The sequence below is a fragment of the Paenibacillus sp. USDA918EY genome (assembly GCF_009870825.1).
Classification (GTDB): Bacteria; Bacillota; Bacilli; order Paenibacillales; family Paenibacillaceae; genus Paenibacillus_AQ; species Paenibacillus_AQ albilobatus.
In genome coordinates this window covers 247976-262223 of record NZ_WTWY01000003.1, presented here as the reverse complement: position 1 = coordinate 262223, position 14248 = coordinate 247976, and the positions used below count along the sequence as shown (strand labels likewise).

At 53.1% G+C, this 14248-nt stretch carries 16 protein-coding genes; 14 read left to right on the top strand and 2 right to left on the bottom strand.

Features of this window, described 5'->3' with window-relative positions:
* Window positions 1-224 precede the first annotated feature (224 nt).
* The 10 genes from GQY55_RS08965 (at window position 225) to GQY55_RS08920 (ending at window position 8802) form a co-directional block, all read left to right on the top strand.
* Window positions 225-851 (top strand): PadR family transcriptional regulator, encoded by a 627-nt coding sequence (locus tag GQY55_RS08965; RefSeq protein ID WP_160040297.1) that lies wholly within the window; start codon window positions 225-227, stop codon window positions 849-851.
* 31 nt (window positions 852-882) lie between these two features.
* A complete protein-coding gene (locus GQY55_RS08960) occupies window positions 883-2520 on the top strand; it encodes an FAD-dependent monooxygenase (RefSeq protein ID WP_160040295.1) in 1638 nt (545 codons plus the stop codon).
* A gap of 32 nt (window positions 2521-2552) precedes the next feature.
* Window positions 2553-2984: an SRPBCC family protein gene (locus GQY55_RS08955; protein ID WP_160040292.1), complete on the top strand. Its 432-nt coding sequence runs from the start codon at window positions 2553-2555 to the stop codon at window positions 2982-2984.
* Window positions 2985-3494: 510 nt separating this feature from the next.
* A complete protein-coding gene (locus GQY55_RS08950) occupies window positions 3495-3971 on the top strand; it encodes a MarR family transcriptional regulator (protein ID WP_160040289.1) in 477 nt (158 codons plus the stop codon).
* 102 nt (window positions 3972-4073) lie between these two features.
* Complete coding sequence (locus tag GQY55_RS08945; RefSeq protein ID WP_160040286.1) at window positions 4074-5609, top strand: monooxygenase; 1536 nt, start codon at window positions 4074-4076, stop codon at window positions 5607-5609.
* A gap of 1 nt (window position 5610) precedes the next feature.
* Window positions 5611-6195, top strand: a complete 585-nt coding sequence (locus GQY55_RS08940; RefSeq protein ID WP_160040283.1) for a nitroreductase family protein — start codon at window positions 5611-5613, stop codon at window positions 6193-6195.
* Window positions 6188-6670, top strand: a complete 483-nt coding sequence (locus GQY55_RS08935; protein WP_160040280.1) for a hypothetical protein — start codon at window positions 6188-6190, stop codon at window positions 6668-6670. The genes GQY55_RS08940 and GQY55_RS08935 overlap by 8 nt, the downstream gene beginning before the upstream one ends.
* Window positions 6671-6889: 219 nt before the next feature.
* Window positions 6890-7597 carry a TetR/AcrR family transcriptional regulator gene (locus tag GQY55_RS08930; RefSeq protein ID WP_160040277.1) on the top strand — a complete coding sequence of 236 codons (708 nt, stop codon included), beginning with the start codon at window positions 6890-6892 and terminating at the stop codon, window positions 7595-7597.
* Between the two features lie 35 nt (window positions 7598-7632).
* The gene (locus GQY55_RS08925) at window positions 7633-8037 is read left to right on the top strand and encodes a hypothetical protein (protein ID WP_160040275.1); all 405 of its coding nucleotides are present in this window, start codon (window positions 7633-7635) and stop codon (window positions 8035-8037) included.
* A 15-nt stretch (window positions 8038-8052) separates the two neighbouring features.
* Complete coding sequence (locus tag GQY55_RS08920; RefSeq protein WP_160040272.1) at window positions 8053-8802, top strand: hypothetical protein; 750 nt, start codon at window positions 8053-8055, stop codon at window positions 8800-8802.
* Between the two features lie 187 nt (window positions 8803-8989).
* Here the strand turns inward: GQY55_RS08920 and GQY55_RS08915 are convergent, their stop codons facing one another.
* Window positions 8990-9895: a LysR family transcriptional regulator gene (locus GQY55_RS08915; RefSeq protein ID WP_160040270.1), complete on the bottom strand. Its 906-nt coding sequence runs from the start codon at window positions 9893-9895 to the stop codon at window positions 8990-8992.
* 204 nt (window positions 9896-10099) lie between these two features.
* Between GQY55_RS08915 and GQY55_RS08910 the strand changes: the two genes are divergently transcribed.
* The 4 genes from GQY55_RS08910 (at window position 10100) to pstB (ending at window position 13711) form a co-directional block, all read left to right on the top strand.
* Window positions 10100-11023, top strand: a complete 924-nt coding sequence (locus GQY55_RS08910; RefSeq protein ID WP_160040776.1) for a phosphate ABC transporter substrate-binding protein — start codon at window positions 10100-10102, stop codon at window positions 11021-11023.
* Window positions 11024-11107: 84 nt separating this feature from the next.
* Window positions 11108-12040 carry a phosphate ABC transporter permease subunit PstC gene (gene pstC / locus GQY55_RS08905; protein ID WP_160040267.1) on the top strand — a complete coding sequence of 311 codons (933 nt, stop codon included), beginning with the start codon at window positions 11108-11110 and terminating at the stop codon, window positions 12038-12040.
* A gap of 3 nt (window positions 12041-12043) precedes the next feature.
* Window positions 12044-12940, top strand: a complete 897-nt coding sequence (gene pstA / locus GQY55_RS08900) for a phosphate ABC transporter permease PstA (protein ID WP_160040264.1) — start codon at window positions 12044-12046, stop codon at window positions 12938-12940.
* A 12-nt stretch (window positions 12941-12952) separates the two neighbouring features.
* Window positions 12953-13711, top strand: a complete 759-nt coding sequence (gene pstB, locus GQY55_RS08895) for a phosphate ABC transporter ATP-binding protein PstB (RefSeq protein ID WP_160040261.1) — start codon at window positions 12953-12955, stop codon at window positions 13709-13711.
* Between the two features lie 109 nt (window positions 13712-13820).
* Here the strand turns inward: pstB and GQY55_RS08890 are convergent, their stop codons facing one another.
* Entirely contained in the window at window positions 13821-14243 is a 423-nt protein-coding gene (locus GQY55_RS08890) for a universal stress protein (protein ID WP_160040258.1), read from the bottom strand.
* Window positions 14244-14248 lie beyond the last annotated feature (5 nt).

The following is a 14248-nucleotide window of genomic DNA, read 5'->3' as shown; positions in this document are numbered from 1 at the left end:
CGTTCTAGGACGATTCAGGAGCTTTTTTGCGTCATGGGGATCGGCACGTTCCAAACTGCAATATTGCATTTCTTTATTAACGTACCCATTAAATAATTGATGTCCGCATTCTTCCTACTGCCTTTGCAAGGTCAATGTCTCAATGACTAAAACGGAGGGGATGGAGCCAATTTGGAAAATTTATTCTTTTCCCGTTGACACGTCATATTATTAATATTAATATTATGACTATGAAAAACAACATGATAAAAAAGTCGCCTGTCGCATTAGCCATCCTTTGTTTTCTTATTGAGGAGCCCATGCATCCTTACCGTATGCAGCAGCTCATTAAAGAGAGGGGGAAAGAGGAAGTCATTAACGTTCGCCACCGAACGAGCATTTACCAAACGATTGACCGGCTGCATCGGGACAACGCCATTGCGATCCAAGGAAAGAAAAAGAATGAAGGGAAGCCGGATTTAGTTGTTTACGAAATCACGGATTTAGGCCGGAATGCCGCCTATGCATGGATTCGGGAAATGATCTCCACACCGGCGCAGGAATTTTTGGAGTTCCCCGCTGCGGTTTCTTTTCTGGCTTTGCTAACGCCTGAAGAGGTCGTATCGCTGTTCAAAAAAAGAGTAAGCGCACTTGAAAACACATTCGCCCGGCTCGAGGATCAGTACCAAACAGAATCATCGATGGGTCTGCCGCGCTTGTTTTTGCTTGAGTCGGAATATCAACAAGCGCTGTTTTCGGCTGAAATCGCATGGCTTCAATCCGTTATCGCGGATATCCAAACCGGAAAGCTGAAATGGAGCATGGAAGAACTCCGCGAGATCGCCCGGCGTTTTGATCACGGTTTTGAATGAAACCAATTTTATCCGAAAGGACGGATCTTGGATGAATAAAGGCTCGAATAACTTATCAGCCGTTGATGAAACGGTCCCTGTCCTCGTTGTCGGAGGAAGCCTGGTGGGGCTTTCCTTCTCCCTTTTTTTGGCACGCCAAGGAATAAAGCCGTTAGTGGTCGAGCGCCATCCGGGAACGGCCATCCACCCGCGCGTTTCGAGCCTGACGGCCCGAACGATGGAAATATTCCGCTCGGCCGGAATCGAGGAAGAAATTCGCCGCGAAGAGCCCCCGTTTCCCCGGGATTTCGGCGTCATGTTCGTAGAGAGTTTGGCCGGACAAATGTTTGACAATCTCATGGAGGATATGAGTGCATACTTTACGGATCTGAGCCCCGTTGAAGGCAACGGCATTGCGCAGGATCTGCTTGAGCCGGTTCTCCGGGAACAGGCCGAGCAAGCCGGCGCCCGTCTGCGATACAACACGGAGCTGATCGGGTTTGAAACCGACGGGGAAGGCGTCACGGCCGTTATTTGCGATCGAATCAGCGGCGAAAAGCGCACCGTTCGGGCCAAGTATATGGTTGGAGCCGATGGAAGCAAGAGCGGGATCCGCGCGAAATTAGGCATCGGCCAGCATGGGGAAGGGACGCTCTGCCATTTGGTCAGCATGGTTTTCGATGCGGATATTCAAGAATTGTTTGCAAGCCAAAACGCGCATATGTGTTTTTTCGCCAACGATACGACAAGCGGAAGCCTTGTGTTATATCCCGGTACTTTCAGGAGACCTGACATCTACAGAGTGGACGTTATCTATGATCCGGAGGAAGAAACGATGGAAGATTATCCGGAGGAGCGCTGTGTGGAGCTGATTCGGGCAGCCATCGGAATTCCGGACATTCCCGTTACGATCAAAAAGGTATTGACTTGGGAAATGGCCGCCCGGGTCGCCGATCGTTTTCAAGATGGCCGGGTGTTTTTGGTCGGTGATTCGGCGCGGGTTCAACCACCAAGCGGCGGGTTGGGAGGCAATACCGGCATCGCCGAAGCCCAAAACCTCGCCTGGAAGCTGGCCGCCGTCTTGCGCGGGGAAGCCGGACCGGATCTGCTTGCCACTTACGATGCCGAGCGGCGTCCCGTCGCGGATTACACGACAGAGCAGGTCGTCAGGCTGTCCCAGCAGCGCCAGCATGAGGGCTCGGAGGGGATTACGGTAAATACCCTGCATGTCAATATGGGTTATCGTTACCCGGAGGGCGCAATCGTACCGGAGGCAGACGGGCAAAACCTCCCTTATGCCCAGTCGCCGGAGTTGTGGACGGGACAGCCGGGGACCCGGGCGGCGCACATCGTTCTGGAAAGGGACGGTCATACCGTTTCCTCCTTGGATTTATTTGCTTCCCGGTTCGTTCTGCTCGTCGGTCCTGACGGACAAAACTGGCTGGAGGCCGCTCAAGTTGCCCAAGATGCGCTCCGTCTGCCGATGGATATCTATCGGATCGGCGGTCAGGAAGGCGATATTGGCAATCCCGGGAACGATTTTCTTGACGCTTACGGAATCACCCCGACGGGGGCTGTCCTCGTGCGGCCGGATGGCTACATCGGATGGCGGAGCAAGGCCGCCGAAGCGGACCAAGAAGAAATGGAACGAGCGTTAACGGGTGCCTTATCGACAATCCTCTTTCGCTAAACCCAATACTATTAAAGGAAAGGAAGATGGTTATGCTTACATTTGAGCATGTTGAGACCTACGACGATCCTGCATCCAGCGTTTTTTCGCGTCTCATGGACTTGAAGGGGCGGGATTCCTGGATTAAAGGCATTCTGGAGACTCGCGTGACGCCTGAAGGACCGGCGCAGCTTGGCACCCGATATTTTGAGAGCGGAAAATATTCTGGCTTTAAAAGCGAAAAAAACATGGTCGTAACCGAGCTTGTTCAGGATCAGCTGCTGACCTTGGAGACGGCACCCGATGAAAAACAATCCTTTCGCGAAAGCTACCGCATTGAACCGGTCTCGGAAAAATCCTGCCGCGTTCATTTCACCATTCAAGTTGGCAACGTTCCGAAGGTAGCCGAATTTTTTATGCGTCAATCGATGAAAAAAGAGCTGCCGCAAACCGCCGCCGGCTTGAGAGCAGTCCTGAAGGGCTGACAAAAAGCCGCGTTTACGGAAGCGTTTTGCATGGTTTACGGGCGACCCGCCGAACTGGCTTGCAGATTGCTATTTTAGCAGTTTGCGAGCCTTTTTTCGCTGCCCGATAAACCGTGGATGATTCGATGGCCGGCGCTCGAAAGCGGCTAACGGATATCGCATGCCTTGTATCGGAGAATTTGAACAACAGCAGTTTTATTAGCTGCCGGCATTCGGTCCAGCCATTTCGCATCCCAAGCACGAGTTGACAAGAAAAAAAAGAAAACTTAAAATAAAATTGTTTCATATGAATAAATATTTTTGGGTTATAGATATTATTCCCGTAATCAAAGCTATTTATATTTATTCCCGAGAAACAATAATAAATGATTAAGGAGGTTATAAATGGCCTGAAAAACTGAATTAACCGTTTCATTCAAGGCTAAAATCCTTTCGTTTTGCTCATATTGTTTCCAATGAAACTAATTTTGGATATAATGAGAAAAAATGAGTCGAGGAGCTTGCCGAAACATGAATACGAACCAGATGACCAAAATCGCGATCCATGACAATTTCATTCGATTCCTTGAGAATAAGGAACAATATGAGAACCGTGTAACCAGCGTTTTTCTTGAAGAACTCCTGAAAATGATCGAAGTGGAATCCACCCTAAACATGACGGAGCTGCACACCATCGCATGCATTGGGGAGCAGGAACCGATTAATGTCACTTCGATCGCCGAAAAGATGAATCTAAGCAAAGGGAACACCTCAAAAATTACCAATAAGTTATTGAACGCAGGCTGGGTACGCAAGACACAGCTCAACGATAACAAAAAAGAAGTGTATTTCCGGCTAACGACGGCAGGGAAAAAACTTTTTGCCCTTCATGATGAACTTCATCACAAGGAACAGCAGAGGATGTACGAGTTTTTGAATAAATACAGCGAATCCGAACTTGATTTTATAAAGCGGCTGTTTGGAGATCTGTCGGACTTCTATCGTTAAGGACAGCGATGGAGACGCCGATGGATCCATCCATGGCCTGACGAGGCCATCTTTTGTCGCTTTCATCTCCCGAGTTCGGGTTAAGGGAAAGAGGTCATTTCTATGGATTATGATGTGATACTGATCGGCGGAGGGCCCGTTGGCATGATGCTGGCAGGAGAGCTGGCTTTAGCCGGCGTCCATGTCTGCATTCTGGAACGATTAAAAAGCACAACGCCGTTTTCGCGCGCGCTTACCGTTCATCCGCGAACGCTTGAAATCATGGATATGCGCGGCTTGAAATCGAAATTGCTGGATAGAGGGCGCCGTTTGCCTAGGGGACATTTTGCCTCGTTGGATACGCCCTTGGACTTTTCGGTTTTGGATTCGTCCTCCAATTACACCCTATTTTTGCCGCAAAGCGAAACGGAAGAAGTGCTGGAACAATGGGCGCTGGACTTGGGCGTAGAAATACGGAGGGAAACGGAAGCTATATCCGTGCATCAGGATGAGGAAGGCGTTGCAGTGCGCATGTCGGGCCCCCAGGGGGAGGGTACGCTCAGATCCGCGTACGTCGTCGGCACGGACGGGGCCAAAAGTTTGGTCCGAAAACAAGCGGGCATTCCGTTCGAGGGCCACGACGCGACGTTCATGGCTATTTTGGCCGATGCCGCCCTTCCCGGCCTGCCTCCGATGAGCGTTGTCTCCCGTATGGGGGAAAAGGGAATCGTATCGATTTTGCCGATCGATTCGACGACTTATCGAATATTGATTCTGGATCCGGAAAGATCGTTCGTATCCAAACACGAGCCGGTTACGATGGAAGAATTGCGATCGTCGCTTATTCGGACGGCGGGAAGCGATTTTGGGCTGGCCGAAGCGAAGTGGATGTCGCGTTTCGGGAATGCCACGCGGCAAGCGAGCCGCTATCGGGAAAATCGACTGTTTCTCGCCGGAGATGCGGCACATATTCATTTTCCCGCGGGAGGGCAGGGGATGAATATCGGTCTTCAAGAAGCGGTGAACCTGGGATGGAAACTCGCCGGAGCGGTTAAAGGCTGGGCGCCGGAGTGGCTGCTCGACAGCTATCACGCCGAGCGTTTTCCTTGGAGCACGGCGATGCTGGGCAATACGGAAGCGCAGTTTACGCTGATTGACACAAGTCCCGGCGTCATGGAACTCCGGAGCATCATGTCCAAACTTCTTCTTCATCCGGAAGTGAACCATCAGATGGCGGAACAAATTTCCGCTCTAAATGTCCACTACACGTCCGATGACCGGGCGCCGTACCATGTTTTAAACGGAAAGCGTTCGGCAGAATTAATTTTGCGGCTGAAAAACGGCGATTTGGCCAGCTCTTATCAACTGCTCCGGTCAGGCAAGTTTCTTTTGCTGCATCTGTCTTCGGACGCGAAAAACAGCGGGGAGTGGAATCGTTATGGGCATCTTCAGGTGATCGAAGCTTCGTTGGCGGCGAAAGCGGCCCATTGGGACGATGTTCACACCGCGTTGATTCGTCCGGACGGCCATATCGCCTGGGCGGTGCCTGTGTCGGACCCGGATCCGGCAAGCACGATAAGAGACGGCGTTGTTCGTTGGGCAGGGGAATTGAGGAGCTTGACGGGCGATTCGGGCGAACAAAAGCCGGGGGTAAAATAAAATGGATTTCAGGAAGACGATCCGGGAGCGCAGAAGCATCCGCAGGTTTCATCCTTCCCCCGTGGACCAGGAGCTGGTGTTCACATTGCTCCGCGAAGCGCGGCAGCTGTATTCGTCCGGGGAAACCGCAGCTTTTCGTTGCGTGTATGCGGGAACGGCGGATTCCAGGGAACGTCTGGCCGCCTGCATGCTGGAGCCTTTGATAAAGAACAGGCTGGTCAAATGGCTTCCGGAGAAAGTGAGGGATTTCGTTCGGAAAAGGGTCACCGATATACCGGGCCATCTTGCCGTCATTGCCGCCACAGGTCCGGACAGGAGGGAAAGCGACATGAATTATGCGGCGGTTTGCGGGATCATGCAAAATTTTCAGCTTCTTTCCTGGCAGCGGCGGCTTGGAGCGCTGTGGGACACGGAACCGATGATGCAGAGCAAGGAATTGTTCCATCTGCTCAAAATGAGCCCCGAAGAAAGGCTTGTCGGCATTTTTCACCTCGGATACTTCGACAAAATTCCGAAAGCCAGGGCAAGGACGCGAGCGGAAAAGAAATGGACCGTTTTATCGGGAGGAGAGGGACCTGTTGAATGATGCCAAGAGCGGTTCCAAGGGGGGCCGTTTACTAAGCTACAGCGATGAACCCGTTTCCGAAAGTTATGTGCTGGACTTATTGAATGTTGCCGTATGGGCTCCAAACGACGGCATGCGGGAGCCTTGGCGGTTCATATACATCGGTTCCGGCAGCGCAGGCCTCATGTCCGGGTTGCAGGATCAGGCTCCGGCCTATCTGGTATTGGTCATCAAAGAAGATCCTGACCTTCATAAAAGGGAAGAAGATTTTGGGGCGGCCAGCTGCCTTATGCAAAATTTTCGCCTGCTTGCGCGGGAGGGCGGCCTTCATGTCCGGATGACGATGAATGACTGGATTTACGACGGAGCTTATGCGGGGCGTTTGGGTGTTCAAAAAGACGAGAGGATCGTTTCTGTGCTGGAACTGGGCTATATTGAACCAACGTTTGAACCTGTGGCGGCGGGTATACCGGACTTTACCTTTGAGTTGTTGTAAGATTGCTATCGGGGTTCGGAGTTCGAGTCCTGTTGGCCGCTTCGATCGAAATAAGGCTCGCAAGCGGCTGTTGTAGCTGTTTACGAGCCTTTTGGCATGTTCCGTTTGAGACTTCCGGTCAACTTAGGTTAAAATCCGTCTTTACTTTTTCCCGGCGAATGGTATATATTGTTAGTAAGTTAGTTGGATGACTAACTATAGAAAAAGGAGAGCATATACATGGCTAAACCGAATGTCGTTTCCAAGCAGGAACTGATCGAAGCGGCCAAACAATGCATCGTGGAACAGGGCTTGGAGAAATTGACCTTAAAAATGGTGGCGGAACGCATCGGCGTCACGCAAGGAACGGTGTATTACCATTTCCAGACCAAAGACCGGCTGATGCTGGACGTCGTCAAAGATGTTTGCGAACGCTCATGGAATGAGTTCTCTGCTTTGCAGACCAAGGAGTTTGCCGTGTCGGAGGCGCTGGGAGCGGCAAAAGAACGGGGAGGGCCCGATTCCTTTTTTCACCGCTTGTTTCTATCGCTTGTCGTGTTCAGCCTGAAACATGAAGAAACGAGAAAGGAGCTGGGCGCCCTGATTTCGTTCGAAAACGGGGTGCTTGCGGATCGGCTGCGGCACCTTGCGGGCGCGGAAAATCCGCCGCCTTCAAGCGAAACTTCCGGAAGCGGGGACCGGCCGAAAACGGATCCGCCGAACGGCGAAACTACGCGCCGCGGACGTCAGGAAGCCGAATCCGGAACAGACGATGCGGATGATCGTCTTATGGGCATGTCGTTCGAGGTGTGGGCCGTCGTCATTAACGCCATCTTTGACGGCTTGGCCGTGCAAAGCCTGGTTTCTCCCGCGCTGGACCGGGATAAAGTGTTTACCGAACTCGGCCGATTTTTTGAGCGTTTGCTGCGGGAGGCAAAACCCGAATAGTTTTGGACAATTCCGTGTGGAAAGGAGCTTTTGGCATGTTTTCTGAAAAGATGGGGCTGACGCTGCTGTTTTCGCTGCTGGTTTGGCTGGGGGCGACGCTGTTTTTCGTCTTTTTCGGACCGCTGGTGCTGGTCAGCCCGTACCGGCAACACTTTTTGCCGCCGTTTCTTTTGCTGGAGGTCGCGACGGGCGTCGTGCTGTACGTCGTATTTGTCCTTTTTCGCCGACTCGATCCGAGTCCCTACGCGGCCGTAAGGCTTGGCGTGGTGGGCAGCGCCGTCGGTTTAATCCTGGACACGTTTGTGATATGGAACAAGGGCGTCTTTTTTGCGGGGTTGTCCGATGAACAGCTGCTGGCCTTCGTCATTTGGATGGCGTTTGCTTACGGGCTGTATTTGCTGCTGCCGATGCTGACGGGCAAAAAGGGAACGTCGATTTGAGAGGAGCCAGGACGCATGCTGCGGAGCAGGGACGATATTTTGCGGGATATAACGGAATTAATTTTGCTTCATCAACAGGGGAAGCTTGGCGGCGAGAAAATGCCCGAGGACGAACACCCGCCCCTGGAGCCGTCTTCGGCGGCAAGCTATCATTATTTTACGCTGCCGATGGCGCTGAATTACCAGCGGAATTCGTACGCGCTTTGGGAGAGCGCTCACCGGACGTTTAACGATCCGGACACGATGGACGTGTTTGATCCGGCGGCGGCCGCTGCCATGGACGCGGAGAAGCTGCGGGAAAAGCTGCTGAAACATAAGGTCGCGCTTCAACCGAACAAGCAGCCCGCCGTCTGGCGGACGCTGTGCGTCACGATCATGGATCAGCTGGACGGGGACTTGCGGAACCTTTTCCGCCGAAACGGGAATTCCGTCCGCCGGATCAAGCAGCATATGATGCAGCATAAAAAAAGCTTCCCCTATCTGGGCGGCGACAAAATCATGAACTACTGGTTGTACGTGATGGAACAGTACACGGATGCTGACTTTCCGGATCGGGAATGCATTACGGTGGCGCCCGACACCCATGTCCTTCAATCCAGCGCCAAACTCGGCATCCTGACCGAGGAGGAAGCTGCCGGCCCGAAGGCAAGGGAGCTTGCGGCTTCCAGATGGGAAGACCTGCTGCAGGGCAGCGGGTTGTGCCCGATCGACATTCATACGCCGATGTGGCTGTGGAGCCGGAGCAAATTTGCGGCGCAAGTTTAGAAATATCGGCATCACGTTTCGAATCGAAGTATGGATGCTTAAGCCCATCGCGAGATTTACGATGAAAAAATACACGCAAGGCTAAGTTGAAAAAGTTAACGGTCATCTCCTCGCGGGGGCTGTGTTTCTTCAATATAAAAAGGGGCGTCTCTCATGATCCAAAAGATCCGGGGGAGATGCCCCTTTATCAGTTTTCGGCCTGTTCCCGCACGTATTGGATAAACCTTTCGCAAACGGGCGAAGCCGGCTGATCGGCATGGTACGCAAGCACGCCGGTCACGGTTGGATCGGCCTGTCCGGGCAGCGGCAGCGAACGGAGCGCACCGGACGCAAGCTCCTCCCGGATACCGGAAAGCGGGAACAGGCTGATGAATCCGCCGGACCGTACCATGTTTTTCACGATTTCCGGCGAATCGGCCGCCGTCCGCTCCCAAAGATGGATACCGGAATCGGCCGCATACGCGCGCGCGAAGTCCGTCATAAACGCCCCGTCGCCGTGCTGCGCGAAAAACTGCTGGGCGATGAGCTGCTGCGTCACCGATTTGAGTCCGGCAAACGCATGTGTTCCGGCAAAAATAAGCTCGATGCGGTCTTGAAAGATCTTTTCTTCTTTTACCGACTTCGACCCGTCCAAAGAACCTGCGGCTTCGGCATAATAAAACGCCAAATCGGTTTCCTGGTTCAGCAGCCGCTCTTTTGCCCGACGGGTGGGTGTGACGTTCAATTCGATCTGGACGCCCGGAAACCGGCTGCAAAAGCCGCCGACCAGCGGCGGCAGAACGTAAGCGCCCATCATGCTGTCCGCTCCGATTTTCAAATGCCCTTTATTAAGATCCGCATAATCTTGCACCGCTTTGCGGGCCTCTTGGGCCATCGCCGTCATTTTCACCGCATATGGATAAAGCGCCTTGCCGGCCTCCGTTAACAAAATCCGTCCCCTTTTGGCCTCGAACAAGGAAACGCCCAGATCCTCCTCCAGGCTTTTCATATGAAACGTCACGGTGGGCTGCTTCATGCCCATTTCCCTTGCCACATCCGTCACTTTTTTCAGCTTTTCGATCAGAACGAGGATTTGCAATTTTAACAGATTCATCGATATCCCCCTGATGTCATCAAATTCTTCACTATCATTATAGATTTATTCTATTTAATGATAAATAGATTATACATTTTTTTATCTTTCCGTTTACAAAACGCATCATTTTACAAAATGATAGAAAGCTACAATGAATTTGTCGGCAGCGAAGAAAAACTGCCTGGATCATACAAATACAGGGGGAAACAAACGATGATCAAAATGAAAAAACCGTTACTCATGCTTTGCACGCTGGCGCTGGTGATCATGCTGGCCGCTTGCGGAAGCAAAAATACCGAAGACACAAACAGCGCTTCCGGTGCTGCAACTAACGATAAATCCCCGGCTGCGGAACTGAGCGGTTCCGTGCTTGCCGTCGGCTCCACGGCGCTTCAACCGCTTGTTGAACAAGCGGCGCAAAAATTCATGGCCGAGTCCCAGTATTCCAAAATTCAAGTGCAAGTGCAAGGCGGCGGCAGCGGTACGGGCTTGACGCAAGTCGCAGGCGGGCAAGCCGATATCGGCAACTCCGACGTATTTGCGGAAGAAAAGCTGAAAGACGAAGCAAAAGACTTGAAAGACCATCAAGTGGCCGTCGTCGCCATGGCTGCGGTAACCAATCCGGATGTCGGCGTAGACAACCTGACGAAACAGCAGCTGGTTGATATTTTCACAGGCAAAGTGACCAACTGGAAAGAGGTTGGCGGCAAAGACGAAAAAATCGTCATCGTAAACCGTCCGGCAAGCTCCGGTACCCGCAAAACGTTTGAAAAATACGCACTGGGCACAACAACCGAAGATTTGAAAGGTTCCATCCAGGAAGAATCCTCCGGTACGGTCAAGAAAATCGTGGCCGAGAGCCCTGGAGCCATCGGTTACCTCGCACTTTCTTACCTTGACGACAAAGTGAAAGTGCTCAAATACGAAGGTGTGGAAGCTACGGTCGAAAACGTAACTACAGGCAAATATCCGGTGTGGGCTTACGAGCATATGTACACCAAAGGCGACCCTAAGCCTGAAGTCAAAGCATTCCTTGATTACATCGCTTCGGATGCCATTCAAAACGGCGACGTCGTAGAGCTTGGATACATTCCGGTCAGCAAGATGGAAGTGAAGCGCGACGCGGACGGCAACGTGACGAAGTAAGCCCTGAACGAAAGCAAAACCTCACGCAAGAAAGAGGCGAAAGGGAATTTCGCCTCTATTTTCACATTAGAAAGAAGGACAACGATGAAAGCTATCGATGAAAGGCCTGTTCAAATTCAACAGCCAGCACGCCGCGCCCGCTGGAAAAAACATCACGCCGAAGATTTTGCGGGCCGGAGCTATACGTTTATTTGCGCAGCTTTGCTCATTGTCATCATATTATCCATCGTCTATTTCGTCGCGTCCAAAGGACTTGCGACGTTCTTTCGCGACGGCGTCAGCCTGAGCGATTTTCTGTTTGGCACGACCTGGGACCCGGAAGGCAATAACGGCGAGCCGAAGTACGGCGTGCTGCCGTTTATATTCGGGTCATTCGCCACATCGCTGTTGGCTGCGCTCATCGCCAGCCCGCTCAGCATCTGCGCGTCGCTGTTTATGACGGAAATCGTTCCCGGCTGGGGCAAAAAGCTGCTGCAGCCCGTCATTGAGCTGCTCGCCGGCATTCCTTCCGTCGTATACGGCTTTATCGGATTGACCGTCGTCGTGCCGTTTTTGCGGAATGTGTTCCCGGGACAAGGGATCGGGATCGCGGCAGGGGCGATCGTCCTGTCCGTCATGATCCTGCCGACGATTACGAGCGTGGCGTCCGATGCGCTGGCGTCGCTGCCGCGCGGTTTGAAGGAATCTTCGTTTGCGCTTGGCGCTACCCGCTGGCAGACGATCTCCAGAGTTATTTTGCCAACCGTGTTGCCTTCTATTCTGACCGGCGTCGTGCTCGGGATGGCGCGCGCCTTCGGCGAAGCGCTGGCCGTGCAGATGGTCATCGGGAACGCGCCGCATATTCCGCGGTCTTTGTTCGAGTCGGCATCCACGCTTACGAGCGTCATCACGCTTGACATGGGCAACACCGTGATGGGATCGGCACACAGCAACGCATTGTGGAGCATGGCGCTTGCGCTTATGTTCATGACCTTCGTATTCGTCATGATCGTCCGTCTTTTGGAAAGGAGACAATAGGATTTGAGAGCGAAACTGACCGACAAAATTGCAACCTTCTTTATCGTGGTGTTTTCCTTGTTGATCGTCGCGGTGCTCGTGGGACTGATCGGCTTTATTCTGGTACGGGGACTCAGCCATATCGACTGGCATTTCCTGACCTCGGTTCCGCAAACGATCCGCGCCGGAGGCGGCATCGGGCCGCAGCTGTTCAACTCCTTGTTTTTGCTTGTTCTGACGTTGATCATTACGATTCCGCTCGGACTCGGGGCGGGGATTTACATGGCCGAATACGCCAAACCGGGGAAAATCACCGGTACGATCCGGCTTGTCGTCGAAGTGTTGTCTTCGTTTCCGTCGATCGTGGTCGGCTTGTTCGGCCTGTTGCTGATCGTCAATACGTTCGGATTCGGCTTCTCCCTGTTTTCCGGCGCCTTGGTGCTGACCATCTTTAACCTGCCCTTGATGGTGCGGATTACGGAGCAGGCGTTCCGGAGCGTGCCGAAAGAGCAGAAGGAAGCCGGGCTTGCGCTCGGGCTGTCCAAATGGAAAATCATTTCCTCCGTCCTGTTTCCGGTGGCTCTTCCCAGCATCGTGACCGGTACGGTTTTGGCCGCAGGCAGAGTATTCGGGGAAGCGGCGGCGCTGCTCTTTACGGCAGGGATGTCCACGCCGCGCCTGGATTTTACCAATTGGAACCCGCTCAGCCCGACGTCGCCGATCAATCCGTTCCGTCCGGCCGAAACGCTGGCGGTGCACATTTGGAAAATCAACAGCGAAGGCCTGGCGCCGGATGCCGCGCAAATCGCCGCGGGCGCATCGGCCGTGCTCGTCATTCTCGTGCTGCTGTTCAATCTGTTCGCCAGATGGCTTGGCGGCGCGCTGTACAAGGCGATGACCGCTTCCAAGCGCATGGGATAGGAGGAACTTATAATGAATGCGACATCGTTTCGAACAGAGCATCTCAGCGTCTTTTACGGACAATACGAAGCGGTTAAAAATATTAGCCTGGACTTTCCGGAAAAAACCGTCACCGCCCTGATCGGGCCGTCCGGCTGCGGCAAATCGACGTTTCTGCGCTCCCTGAACCGGATGAACGACGAAATTTCGCAGGCGAAAATCAAAGGCCGCATCTGGATCGACGGGGTGGATATCAATGACCCGGATACCGACGTCATCCAGCTCCGCCAAAAAATCGGCATGGTGTGGCAGAAGCCGAACCCGTTTTATAAATCGATCTATGAAAACATCGCCTTCGGACCGAAATACCACGGCATCAAGGATAAAAAACAGCTCGACGAAATCGTGGAGACAAGCCTGCGCAAAGCGGCGCTTTGGGACGAGGTTAAGGACCGCCTGAAGCAGTCCGGCCTATCCTTGTCCGGCGGCCAACAGCAGCGCCTCTGCATCGCCAGGGCGTTGTCCGTCAAACCGCGCATCCTGCTGCTGGATGAGCCGGCTTCGGCGCTGGACCCGGTGTCGACCGCCAAGGTCGAAGAGCTCATCACGGAGCTGAAAAAGGAACTGAGCATCGTCATCGTAACGCATAACATGCAGCAGGCGGCGCGCATCTCGGATTACACCGCGTATTTTTATTTGGGCAGCCTGATGGAGCATGACAAGACGGAAAAGATATTTACGAATCCCGAGCAGCCGATGACGCAGGAATACATTTCGGGCCGATTCGGTTAACATGCGGTTTCAAATTCCAAGTTCCAACACTGCTTTTGCGGTCAAAAAAAGGGTACCTCTAAGGTTGCAAAAACCTTTAGGGGTACCCTGTTTGGCATGCCTTGAAACGTTATCTGACGATCATGACCGGACAGTGGGCATGCTGCACGACGCTGTGGCTGACGCTGCCGATGAGAAGCTCCGACATGAGGCCGATGCCTCGGCTGCCCATAATGATGAGATCGGCGTGCTGCTCTTCGGCCGTCTTGCAAATGACGGAAGCGGGATCGCCGGTTTTCGTGTACGTTTCGAAATCGATCCCCAGCTTGGCGAGGGATGCCGTGGCCGGGGCCAAAATTTTCTCGCCTTCCTCCCGGATGTGTTCCTCCAGATCGACGCCTACAGGCGGCTCGTTGATGGAGATGGAGGGGTTCACGTGAAGCACCGCGAGATTGGGCATGTTTTTCAGGTTATGGATCAGGTTCGCAGCCGTCTCAAGGGCGCGCCGGGAATGATCCGAGCCGTCTACCGGCACGAGAATTCGGTTATACATACGAT

Coding starts and splice junctions, on each gene's coding strand:
- GQY55_RS08965 (WP_160040297.1), top strand. CDS start 225: ATGACTATGAAAAACAACATGATAAAAAAGTCGCCTGTCGCATTAGCC.
- GQY55_RS08945 (WP_160040286.1), top strand. CDS start 4,074: ATGGATTATGATGTGATACTGATCGGCGGAGGGCCCGTTGGCATGATG.
- GQY55_RS08915 (WP_160040270.1), bottom strand. CDS start 9,895: ATGAATCTGTTAAAATTGCAAATCCTCGTTCTGATCGAAAAGCTGAAA.
- GQY55_RS08960 (WP_160040295.1), top strand. CDS start 883: ATGAATAAAGGCTCGAATAACTTATCAGCCGTTGATGAAACGGTCCCT.
- GQY55_RS08920 (WP_160040272.1), top strand. CDS start 8,053: ATGCTGCGGAGCAGGGACGATATTTTGCGGGATATAACGGAATTAATT.
- GQY55_RS08955 (WP_160040292.1), top strand. CDS start 2,553: ATGCTTACATTTGAGCATGTTGAGACCTACGACGATCCTGCATCCAGC.
- GQY55_RS08890 (WP_160040258.1), bottom strand. CDS start 14,243: ATGTATAACCGAATTCTCGTGCCGGTAGACGGCTCGGATCATTCCCGG.
- pstC (WP_160040267.1), top strand. CDS start 11,108: ATGAAAGCTATCGATGAAAGGCCTGTTCAAATTCAACAGCCAGCACGC.
- pstB (WP_160040261.1), top strand. CDS start 12,953: ATGAATGCGACATCGTTTCGAACAGAGCATCTCAGCGTCTTTTACGGA.
- GQY55_RS08940 (WP_160040283.1), top strand. CDS start 5,611: ATGGATTTCAGGAAGACGATCCGGGAGCGCAGAAGCATCCGCAGGTTT.
- GQY55_RS08910 (WP_160040776.1), top strand. CDS start 10,100: ATGAAAAAACCGTTACTCATGCTTTGCACGCTGGCGCTGGTGATCATG.
- GQY55_RS08925 (WP_160040275.1), top strand. CDS start 7,633: ATGTTTTCTGAAAAGATGGGGCTGACGCTGCTGTTTTCGCTGCTGGTT.
- GQY55_RS08930 (WP_160040277.1), top strand. CDS start 6,890: ATGGCTAAACCGAATGTCGTTTCCAAGCAGGAACTGATCGAAGCGGCC.
- GQY55_RS08950 (WP_160040289.1), top strand. CDS start 3,495: ATGAATACGAACCAGATGACCAAAATCGCGATCCATGACAATTTCATT.